This window comes from Vibrio sp. FF266, from assembly GCF_041439695.1.
Classification (GTDB): domain Bacteria; phylum Pseudomonadota; class Gammaproteobacteria; order Enterobacterales; family Vibrionaceae; genus Vibrio; species Vibrio tasmaniensis_A.
Genome location: NZ_JBGOOO010000012.1, coordinates 112,589 through 123,265 on the forward strand (window position 1 = coordinate 112,589; position 10,677 = coordinate 123,265).

The 10,677-nt window shown below is 40.2% G+C and carries 13 protein-coding genes; 9 read left to right on the forward strand and 4 right to left on the reverse strand.

Annotated features, from left to right (window positions below):
- Positions 1–3 precede the first annotated feature (3 nt).
- The gene (locus tag ACED59_RS11700; protein WP_017099301.1) at positions 4–1,713 is read left to right on the forward strand and encodes a DUF3466 family protein; all 1,710 of its coding nucleotides are present in this window, start codon (positions 4–6) and stop codon (positions 1,711–1,713) included.
- 161 nt (positions 1,714–1,874) lie between these two features.
- On the forward strand, positions 1,875–2,048 hold the full coding sequence (gene rmf, locus ACED59_RS11705) for a ribosome modulation factor (protein ID WP_009846667.1): 174 nt from the start codon (positions 1,875–1,877) through the stop codon (positions 2,046–2,048).
- Between the two features lie 263 nt (positions 2,049–2,311).
- Here the strand turns inward: rmf and fabA are convergent, their stop codons facing one another.
- Together fabA and ACED59_RS11715 are read right to left on the reverse strand one after the other, a co-directional pair.
- Positions 2,312–2,827: a bifunctional 3-hydroxydecanoyl-ACP dehydratase/trans-2-decenoyl-ACP isomerase gene (gene fabA, locus ACED59_RS11710; RefSeq protein WP_010440782.1), complete on the reverse strand. Its 516-nt coding sequence runs from the start codon at positions 2,825–2,827 to the stop codon at positions 2,312–2,314.
- Positions 2,828–2,897: 70 nt separating this feature from the next.
- Positions 2,898–4,550, reverse strand: a complete 1,653-nt coding sequence (locus ACED59_RS11715) for a Lon protease family protein (RefSeq protein ID WP_017099300.1) — start codon at positions 4,548–4,550, stop codon at positions 2,898–2,900.
- A 189-nt stretch (positions 4,551–4,739) separates the two neighbouring features.
- Here ACED59_RS11715 and matP point away from each other — a divergent pair, with 189 nt between their 5' ends.
- From matP to ACED59_RS11730, 3 genes are all read left to right on the forward strand, one after another.
- On the forward strand, positions 4,740–5,195 hold the full coding sequence (gene matP / locus ACED59_RS11720) for a macrodomain Ter protein MatP (protein ID WP_009846670.1): 456 nt from the start codon (positions 4,740–4,742) through the stop codon (positions 5,193–5,195).
- 23 nt (positions 5,196–5,218) lie between these two features.
- Positions 5,219–5,527, forward strand: coding sequence for a DUF3634 family protein (locus ACED59_RS11725; protein WP_017099299.1), 309 nt, complete (start codon positions 5,219–5,221; stop codon positions 5,525–5,527).
- 104 nt (positions 5,528–5,631) lie between these two features.
- Complete coding sequence (locus ACED59_RS11730; RefSeq protein WP_017099298.1) at positions 5,632–5,943, forward strand: hypothetical protein; 312 nt, start codon at positions 5,632–5,634, stop codon at positions 5,941–5,943.
- A 159-nt stretch (positions 5,944–6,102) separates the two neighbouring features.
- Here the strand turns inward: ACED59_RS11730 and ACED59_RS11735 are convergent, their stop codons facing one another.
- Positions 6,103–6,705, reverse strand: coding sequence for a DUF2971 domain-containing protein (locus ACED59_RS11735; RefSeq protein WP_029224091.1), 603 nt, complete (start codon positions 6,703–6,705; stop codon positions 6,103–6,105).
- Positions 6,706–7,059: 354 nt separating this feature from the next.
- Positions 7,060–7,659: a porin family protein gene (locus tag ACED59_RS11740; protein WP_017099296.1), complete on the reverse strand. Its 600-nt coding sequence runs from the start codon at positions 7,657–7,659 to the stop codon at positions 7,060–7,062.
- Positions 7,660–8,103: 444 nt separating this feature from the next.
- Between ACED59_RS11740 and ACED59_RS11745 the strand changes: the two genes are divergently transcribed.
- From ACED59_RS11745 to ACED59_RS11760, 4 genes are all read left to right on the forward strand, one after another.
- Positions 8,104–8,361, forward strand: coding sequence for a type II toxin-antitoxin system Phd/YefM family antitoxin (locus ACED59_RS11745; RefSeq protein WP_017099295.1), 258 nt, complete (start codon positions 8,104–8,106; stop codon positions 8,359–8,361).
- Positions 8,362–8,758: 397 nt separating this feature from the next.
- Positions 8,759–9,316: an SLATT domain-containing protein gene (locus ACED59_RS11750; RefSeq protein ID WP_017099293.1), complete on the forward strand. Its 558-nt coding sequence runs from the start codon at positions 8,759–8,761 to the stop codon at positions 9,314–9,316.
- A gap of 3 nt (positions 9,317–9,319) precedes the next feature.
- Complete coding sequence (locus ACED59_RS11755) at positions 9,320–10,027, forward strand: reverse transcriptase domain-containing protein (protein WP_371704951.1); 708 nt, start codon at positions 9,320–9,322, stop codon at positions 10,025–10,027.
- Positions 10,024–10,653 carry a hypothetical protein gene (locus tag ACED59_RS11760; RefSeq protein ID WP_371704952.1) on the forward strand — a complete coding sequence of 210 codons (630 nt, stop codon included), beginning with the start codon at positions 10,024–10,026 and terminating at the stop codon, positions 10,651–10,653. The genes ACED59_RS11755 and ACED59_RS11760 overlap by 4 nt, the downstream gene beginning before the upstream one ends.
- The last annotated feature ends 24 nt before the right edge of the window (positions 10,654–10,677 follow it).

Consider the following 10,677-nt stretch of genomic DNA (forward strand, 5'->3'; position numbering starts at 1 on the left):
ATCATGACTTGTAATAAATTTAAATTAACAACAGTTGCAGCCTTAGTTTTGGCTGCAACTAACGCGAATGCTGCACTGTACAAGGTAGTTGAAGTCGCGACTCCTAGCTCAATTGTCGGAGCTTCTGAAACGTTTGGTGTCGCGATTCAACCAGCGGCGGTTACCGGAACTGAAAGTTGTTTTACCGACGCTACTATCGGCGGTGTCGCATGTGATAGCTTTAAGCTAGCAGGTGAAACTCGTAATTCGCTTGAAGCCATTAGTTACCGTGAAGAAGTTCCTTTTGCTATGGATGCTGTCTTCCAATATTTACAAGAGTTCGATGACTTCAAAAACTATTGTAACCGTGAACTAAGATATTCCACATGTGAAAGCTGGGCGAAAACTCGCTGGGAAGATACTTGGTTTAAGGAAAGAAACAACCTGAGTTATGTAAATGCAAAGGCATTTATAGAAGGCGGGGCAATACTCGATACTCGCAATACAGTGATCAACTCTCTAGATAAAGATGCCAACCCACTCGGTGTTAAGTCTGAGGGAACCATCCGAAACAATGCAATATTTACAACGACAGCCAAGCCTGCAGGATCTTCTGAGACTCGAGCATGGAAAGCCATCACAGCGAGTAATGGTACTGTTTACAATGTAGGTAGTGTGTCTACTAGTGAAACCATTACGGAGACGTCAACGCCGGATCCTGTATTTAGTTCAAAAGCTGCTATTTGGGATGGTACGAATACCAAGCAAATCGATTGGACTCGTGGTGGAACTGCTAGACAAGGCGATTACTATGCTCAAGGTAGCATGCGTTCAATTGCCGAATCGGATACTAAGTTTTATGGCGTAGGCTACAATACTGTTGATGGTAGTGGTGATCTGCAAGATATGAATGCATCTGTATTCATCAGTAAATCTCTGGACTTAGCTGACAGCGCGAATACTTGGACGACCAAATCAATTGAGGGGGCTAAGGTCAACTCTAACTCGTCTAATGATTACAAATACAGTAACTCTGTAGCGACCGATATCAACAAAAACTTGTTTGTTATTGGTAACTCTAAGCGTAATGGTCGAGTGCCTGAAAATGGTAGCGCAGGCAGCAAGATGTTTGTTGTTACTGATGCTTCAGTTGCGACTCCAACAGCGACATACCTAACTGGTGGTATCTTCTTTGCTGGTTCGAGTGGTGAAGCTAGAGCAGTTAACAACTTCAATGAAATTGTTGGTCAAGTTGACGCAGAAACAACGCGTGAAGTTGATGGAAGTGAGCGTAGACACCGCGGCTTTATTTATCCATATCAAGCAACGGGTACTGACCCATCAAGAATTGATCTATTTCAGAACAAAGCTTGGTTTCTAGATGATCTAACTAACGATGGCAACGTTTCTGGAGAGAACAACAAGTTCCGAATCATTGATGCTTCAGGTATCAACGATGCGGGTGTTATCTCTGCGACTGCTATCAAATGTGTTGTTGGCGGCACACCTAAACCATACGATACAACGTCTCACAACTCATACTGTGGCGGTGCTACGTCTAATGCGGTTGAAAAGGTTGTTGCGGTTAAATTGATTCCTATCGAAGGTAAAGGTAAGAGCGATATCCAAGCTCGTAGTACTGATACAGCAAAGGTCGATCGTAAAGGCGGTAGCTTAGGTTGGTTCGCTTTGACTGTACTCGGCTTATTAGGGTTCCGTAGAAAATTTAAATAATTTCATCTCTTGAGCCCGAGTTCACAATTCTGAATTCGGGCTTTTTTTCGCCTTGAGAAAAGTGAAAAACTGGTCGATTCTTAAAGTTGGAGTCACAAAAACTCCGCAAAGTTGTAATCATTGTATGTTAGTAAATAGAACACCCGTATGAGGACTGCACTATGAAGAGACAAAAGCGTGATCGACTAGAACGAGCACAATCTCAAGGCTACAAAGCTGGTATAAACGGTAGGTCACAAGAAGCTTGCCCATATAGCCAAATGGATTCTCGGTCTTATTGGTTAGGTGGTTGGCGTGACGCCAAAGGTGATAAGCAATCAGGTCTCTATAAATAGATAGGGCGGAACATATTCAAAGATCAAAGCTCCATTGTTGTACAGCAGTGGAGCCTTGTTAGTTTCAGAACAATACAAAGATTCCCAGAGCTATTTAGCATTCTAGTTTCGCTATCATAAGTGTATCGCTGGTGGATTTATCCTGTTTCAAATTTAATACGGGATAACTTAATGCACTATAACTAAATTTATTGGAGTGAAAATAAAGCAGCCATGGGCTGCTTTATTAAATCTAGCTGCGTTATTCTAATCAAATGGTTAGATTAGAATGCTGAAGTATCTTGGAAAAGGCCAACTTTCAAATCTTTAGCAACATAAATCTCTTTGCCATCAACAAGTACGCGACCATCTGCAAGGCCCATAACTAGGCGACGGTTAACAACACGCTTCATGTGGATTTCGTAAGTCACTTTTTTCGCAGTAGGTAGAATTTGACCAGTGAATTTCACTTCGCCTACACCTAAAGCACGGCCTTTGCCTTTGCCGCCAACCCAACCAAGGTAGAAGCCAACAAGCTGCCACATTGCATCAAGTCCTAGACAACCAGGCATTACTGGGTCACCAGGGAAGTGACAGTCGAAGAACCATAGGTCAGGAGTAATATCCAGTTCAGCAAGAATCAAACCTTTACCGAAATCACCTTCAGTCTCAGACATTTTAGTGATGCGATCCATCATCAACATGTTCGGTGCTGGTAGTTGAGGACCTTCAGGCCATAGTTCGCCTTGGCTTGATGCTAGAAGATCTTCGCGAGTGTAAGAATCACGTTTGTTTTGCATTATCAATTACTCCAATTTTTGATAGGTGCATATTAGTGAACAGGTGTACGCTAAACAAGTCCGATGAGTACTAGACAAACCAGTTTTTAATGCGTCCAACAATTCCAATAGGGTGCTCATGTCTTTCAAAGTTTTCAATACGTTCCGCAATTTTGCTCAGAACGCTTTCTTGTTCATCGTCTCTAAATGGTTTGTTCATAATAAGAGGAATAGCTTCATCTACATTAGAGACCGACCAAATATGGAATTCTTTGTTTTTGATGCTTTCAATTAGGTCTGGCTTCAGAGCAAGATGTCGTAAGTTAGATCTTGGAAGGATCACACCTTGTTCGCCAGTTAACCCGTTGTGTTTACACACATGATAGAAGCCTTCGATTTTCTCGTTTAGCCCACCAACTGCTTGTACACGACCGAATTGGTCGACAGCACCGGTTACCGCTATTTGTTGATTGATAGGGTATTCCGACAAAGCACTGACCAAAGAGCAAAGCTCAGCAAGAGAAGCACTATCGCCATCAACTTCGCAGTATGATTGCTCAAACACAACAGAAGCAGCATAGGGCAACGGATCTTCAAGGTTTAACGCGCTGCTTACAAACGCTTGCATGATCATCATGCCTTTAGCATGAAGGTTACCACCGAGTTCCGCTTTGCGTTCAACGTCGGCAATATCACCATCACCAAAGTGGATAACACATGAAATTCGGGCTGGTTCACCATACGATACTGGGTGTCCTGGTACATCGATAACCGTCAGACCATTAACTTGTCCAACTTGTTCACCCTCGGTTTCGATAATAACTTGGCCATCTCGAATATCATCAAGAGCACGTTCAGGTAAGTACGATTCGCGGTTGTATTTGTGTTGTTGTGCTTGCTGAATATGGTGACCATCAATCTCACCATGGTCGGCTTCAATCAAAGCTTCGTTCAATAACGCATTGTGCCAAATCGGGCATAACGGTATATAGCTTTGGTCTTCAGTTTCTCTTGCTCCAGCAGTAAGAATGCCTGTCACAGCTTGTTGCGTGATGTTTGGCAGTTCATAACGTTGTTGGAGCCATTTAAGGTAACCAAGATATTGAGTCAACGTCTCTTCTGTTAGCTTTATGTCTTGTTCAATTTCACTGAATAGGCAGAAACCGGTTTGAATATCACTGTCTAGGTAATCAAGATCGCCGAGTTGAGCTCGGTCTCCAACCACAATCAACTTAATATTGTAGGTAAGCGGTAAAGATGGAGATTGGTTTAAGTGTTCAGGGTTGCTACTGATGGGCTCTACGGCCTCACCAAGAAGTGCAGATTTAAGCAGTAACCAGCTTCCCGGGTTTGCTAGAATCAAGTTGGCTGAAACAATCAGATAACCATTGTTCGCTCTAGCCAGTAAGCCAGGCTTTGTCGCAACGACTTGGCCGTCTTTTGATTGAACTTGGTCAAACAGAGAGACAGCATTTAAAGACTCAGTTTTTATTACTGGTAACGTGTGATCATCTAGAGCAGTTACTAAAGATTCAACAATCATTTGACGATAGATCGAATTGTCCGGAGCGTTGACAAGTAAAACACGCGAAAGATTGGACAAGCGGACAAAGCGGGTTAGCGCATCGTTGAATCTATGTTGAATGTCTGAAAATGGGAAAGGCGAGATGTCAGGGAATTGCTCTAATTGAGCGCTATATTCGTCGTACTGAGGCGTAACATGTCGCCAATCTACTAGAGTCATTTAAGTTTCTGATTATGATAATGAGGTAGGGAGTATATAGAAAAACCGATCTCGCTTGTAGCTCTATGTTGTAGTTACTAATCACTAAGCTAATATAAGTATGATCTTGGTCTATTCTTTCAAGACAACAATTGTTAAATAGCCTATTTTGGGTTACGCTGTCACTAGGATTAACTCTCGAGATTAGACATGAAATATCAGCAACTTGAAAACTTGGAATGTGGTTGGAAATGGAACTATCTGGTCAAAAAATGGAAAGAAGGCGAGTCGATCACCTGCCATATTGATTCAAGTGAAGCTGACGTTGCTGTACAAGCCTTATTGAAGCTTGAACACCAACCAACAGGTGTTCTTGAGTGGATATCTGACAACATGTCTCCTGAGCTCGATAACAAGCTTAAGCAAGCGATCCGAGCTAAGCGAAAGCGTCACTTTAATGCTGAACAAGTTCACACCAAGAAAAAATCAATCGACCTTGATTATCGCGTATGGGAAAAGCTATCCCAGCGTGCGAACGAGCTAGGTTGTACGCTATCAGATGCTATTGAGTATTTGGTGAGCGAAGCATCTCGTAGTGAACAGGCCAGCAAGACAGTAACCAATCTTAAAGAAGATTTAAGCAAGCTCCTTTCTGACGATAAATAATCATCAACAGTAGTGGTGACATTATGATGTATGTAATCTTAATCGGTGCAGCGTTGGTTTTTTGGTTAGTCGCGGTTGATAGGCCGGTATTGAAAATCAAATTTAACGATGGGGCGATCGAACAAGTTAAAGGTCATCTTCCACCCAGCTTTAAGCACAACCTTCAAGAGATTGGCCACAACAACACTTTTAAAGGTGAATTAAAAGTGTACGCAAAGCGCTCTGGTTATAATCTCAAGTTCACAAAGGATGTACCTAAGAACGTGCAACAAAGTATTCGTAATGTATTCCCACATAACGGCTTCAAATCTAAAGGCTCAAAGAAGGCGTAATGGTCAAGAATTACGTCTTATCTTGTCAATCTTCATACTAAGTTAGTTCTTCGCTTGCCTTAACCATCGTCATACTGTTCTCAGTTCCAATAAAGGAGAACAGTATGAGATATCTAATCCTTTTGTTGTTTTTTTTATCCCCAGTCGTATTTCCCGACGATGCATTGGTTAATCCCGTAGCCAAAAAAATCAAAGCGACGGTCATGAAAGGCCTAAAAAAGAGCAATGTTGAAATCGATGGTTATTGTGACCTGATGATTGAAATGAAGCACTCCAAAGGTTATACAAAAATCAAGAGAGTGAGAACGTCCGGCGATAGTAAAGCTTGTAGACAGGCGAAACAGCACTTACCAACCAAGAAAAAGTTCAAATACAGTTTTCCAGAAAAGTACATCCGACTTCATATCACAAACTGACCATCATGATGCACTATAACTAAATCATATTAATATAATTGCTTAAAATGCCAATGAAAACGAGTGGATTACGGTGAACTGAGTTAGATGTCAGTTTGTTACACTGTCACCTTTTATAAACAATATGTCACGTAGGGCGTTCATTTTACTGATATCTATTTAACAGAAGGTGCCAAATGTACACGAGTCTTGTTTAGCGACAGCGTGTTTAACTGGGATGCCGAGGTGTTGGCAAGTCATCAGTACCTTTAGTTTTCTATCGGCAGGAGCGTGTTCTGAGAGAATCACAGAGCTTATACACTCTTTATTCAGATACAGCTTGTTGCCAATAATCTCTTCATTGGGCAGTACCCAGCGATATTCTTTTTCGTAACGCCAGTTTGAATGTTTGATTCCAAGTACGCTCGCGGCTAATTTCGATGCTTTTAAGTCAACTAGCGAAGGAGAACTAAGCATGCTTGGGTTGTCAGTATACTGAACTTCAAAGCAATTGAGATCTGCCTCACCGTGATAACAGTTAAGATCATACTCAATACACATACCTTTAAAGTTATCGCCATACTGAGACCAAAGTATGGGATGGTCATTCGATTGAGAGAAGCACATAACCTTGAAGTCGTTCTGAAGTTCTTTGTTGAACAGGTGATGAGATTCAAAAGGGTTATTAAAGGTCTTAGCGGAATCAAACCACAACGAACACTCGGATATCGATTGTATGTTTCTATCGTGAAGAGATCTGAACTTATAAAGTTTAGGCAACATATCAAACACCTGGTTTACAACATTGTCTGATGTTAACACTATAATTCATAATGTAAGCGTGAATGCATAGTGTTTGCTTGCTTAGTCACCAAGTTTAATCATATAACTGATTGATAGATCAAAATTTAAACACGAAATAGCAGCCTGTTTGAGTGATTTATCTTGCAATAGCGCTGGTTTTTTTAATAAGTTGCAACGTAACTTTATATTGATGGAAGAATAGGTCTATATTTGGAGGCAATGTAAAGGAAGTTAAGTGAACCAATAATGATAAATCCGACCTCAAAGAGATCGGACTATTTGCAATGTTAGGCTAGTTGACCGCAATAAATTGGTCTAGCCATTGAAGAAACTTTAGAAATGGTATCGTGCACCAATGTATGCTGTTTTGGATGAAACATCGATGGACTCTATTTCAATATGTGCAGAGCGGTAACCAACATGAACGTCGATATTGTCGGTAATTATTGCGCCAAATTCTCCACCGATTTGGTAAGCGGCCTCAGATTCAGAAGCTGAGAGCCCAAAGGCTTTGATTTCCGTATCAATAGATCCAACGCCTGCTAACAGGGAGACATACAAATCCAAGACGTCGCCTTTAACGATGAATTTGGGTTTAACATTCACGAAGAAGGCTTGGCCTTCCATATCCATCATTTGAGCAAAGTTAACTTTGCCAATTTTTCGGTACTCTGCTTCTAATCCCAGCTTTACTACATCGTGTGTATTGAACTCATAACCGCCAACTAAGTTATAACTCAAGTCAGCTAGATCAGAAGAATCTTCAATTTTGCTACCGCGGTATTCTAATTCGGTTTCATTATAAAATCCGACATCTACACCTGCATAAAAATGACCAAGCTCTTTAGCTGCTGTGTCATTTTCATTTGCAAGCGTGTATGAACTCATGCCAAAAGCGGTGAATAGTGATAGGGCAACCATACCGATTTTCATATTAAGCCTTTTATATAATAAGTTATTGATTCCTTGAATACCTTACCAAATGTAGAGCTTTTAAACTAATAATGGTTTTGTGTAACCATCTGATTTTATGAACTTATTATCGATATAAACATCAATACGAAGCAACATGATTCGATTTTTCTCATATCGCTTTATATTTACACAATCAGTATGCCTTTAGCCGAACACAACAAGGTGTTGGGTAGGGAAACTGCTTAATCAAAACAAAGTTGAGGCGTTAAAGCGTAAAGATGAACTCGAAAATGAGAAGCATCAGGCGAGGGTACGGCGATTACAAAATCGTATATCCCCTTGTTCCCATAAACGACAAGTATTTGAGCGTGATTGTCGACACTTGGTATTTTTATGCGTTAATCTTGCAAGATTGAAAGTGATACAACAGTATCACTTTAATCTTATATGGGAGTTATCCTCATGAAAGTTGAGCTCGTTACTTCCCTTAAGCGTCAAGCGACCAAAATCCTAGCCGATCTGCACGACACCAAAGAGCCCGTGTTGATCACCGAGCATGGCAGACCCTCTGCGTATCTCGTAGATGTTGACGACTACCAGTTTATGCAAAACCGCTTGGCTATCCTGGAAGGGATCGCACGTGGTGAGCGTACCATTTCTGAAAGTAAGGCTCTGAGTCATGAAGAAGCTAGAAACAAGATGTCAAAATGGCTGAAGTGATTAGCAAAGCTTTTAAACAGGCGGCTAGGGAGCTTGAAGTATCAATCATTTGGGCCGGTGACAGGAAGAGCTTAGAGATGGCCCGCACGTTGAATCGTTTGGTGTAATGCGCAGTTAGTGGTGAAACAGTGCTCCTTTCCTTACTGCACTGGAAACCAAAAGACGAGCTCAATCACTTAGTTTGACTTTTTTATTACAACGAACCATAAGTAGTTGCATAACAATTAGGGGTATATATAATCTACGCGTGAGGCGGACTGGCTTGCCAGTCATCCAGCAATGGGTGCTACTAATTTTGAGAGGTTTTACCTCTAGTTCCTCGAACTAGTCTAGCAATAGGCGTTACTTATTATTACTAAAAACGACGCCTCACACTCTTTTCTCTGGAGGTGATTATATGTCTTTTAAAGACACAGTATGGTGGACTAGAAAGGCAAGAATCCAAGCTGCCAAGCGACTCCAATCTAATGACTTTGCTTCACAATTAATTCTGCTCTGGTACTCATCTTTCACGGTTTGCATGTCAATTTATGAACTAAAAAAACCTACAGACAGTGGTGATTTCGCAATTGTCATGGTTATCCTCTCCGTTCTAATATTATGTGCATCTCTTTATATAAGTAACCGGAATTTCAAAGAGCGAGCAGTTTCGTTAAAAAATTGCTATGAGCATTTAAGTGAACTGGAGGGTACTCTTCGTAACCCTAGTTGCAACCTAATCCAAGCTAACTCTGACTATAAAACAATTTTAGGTAGTTCAGAAAACCATGAAGATATAGATTTTAAAAGTGCTTTGATGAATGAGTGGCTAAATACCTCAAAAAAGGATATGGGCACACTTACAAGAGTTCCAACTATACCTAATGTAATTGAAGTAATAGCTTTTACTTTTGGAAAATACTTAATCCTTACAGCCTTTGTAGGTCTGCCATTTTTGACTCTTTTAGTCAGGTAATCCATGAAAGTAATAACAGAATTCAACCGAACATTTTCGTTGGATAATCTTAATAACTTGTACCAACAACACATCGCTACTTCCTATGCTACTGGTATAGATAACATGAATCATCAAGTCTTTAGAGAGATGAAAGATGAGCAAATTAGTATTATTGAAAGGAAGGTACTGGAAGGGAGCTACTCGTTTACCAAATACAAGCTAAAACTAATTAGCAAAGGACGTGGAAAGTCACCTCGTGAAATATCTATACCCACAATAAGAGATAGATTGGCTCTAAGAGCGTTATGCGACTTCCTCCAAATCAGGTTCAAAGATGATATCAACTTTGATTTACCTCAAAACGTTATTAGAGACGTTAAGACTGATATGTCTACAGGGCAGTTTGATGCTTTCATCAAACTTGACCTTTCTAATTTTTACCCGTCTATAAATCATCAGCTACTATTACAACGTTTAAGAAGACGCATTAGAGATAAAGTAATACTGAATGTAATAGAAAGCTCGATAACAGCTCCAACTGTACCCAAGCCTCATGCTTCTGACCGTTTAAACGAAAAGGGCGTCCCGCAAGGTTTATCAACCTCCAACGTACTTGCTGCAATTTTCCTTTCAAATCTAGATAAACGTTACAATACTCGAACAGATATTGCTTACTATAGGTATGTCGATGACATTCTAATATTGTGTAAAAAAACGATTGTGAATTGATTGCCGAAGATGTGATCGCTCAGTTCAAACGTTTGAGGTTAAAAGTTCATGACCCAATTAAAGCTCCAGATAAGTCTTCAATAGGAGTTATTAGTGATGAATCCTTTACATATCTTGGTTATCACTTTGAAGAGCAGTTTATATCTGCTCGAAGTGGCTCTGTAGACAAGTTAAGAGAATCCATTCTGTCTATCTTCTCAGGTTATAAACATTCGAAATTGAAGAGCCAAGAGTTCTTAGAGTGGCGACTAAACTTGAGAATAACTGGCTGTATTTTCAATAAAAAATCAAAAGGGTGGTTATTCTTTTTCTCAGAAATAACAGATAAAAAGCTATTACACGAACTAGATTCATTTATCATGATGCTGTGTAAGCGATTTGAAGTAGACATTAAACCTAGAAAGTTTACTAAGGCTTTTTATCAAGTAAAACATAAGAAATATGATTCCAAGTATATTCAAAATTTTGACCTTTATAATCACAACGAGATGGCTGAAATCTTGATTAAATACTTTAATAAAAGCACCGAAGGAATGTCTAATGAGGATGTTGAAATTGCTTTTAAGAAACGTGTGGCGAAGCAAGTAAAAGAACTAGTGATCCGCACCAGAAGTTTTGGACACTGAGTTAAGTGAGTACAATCACTAACG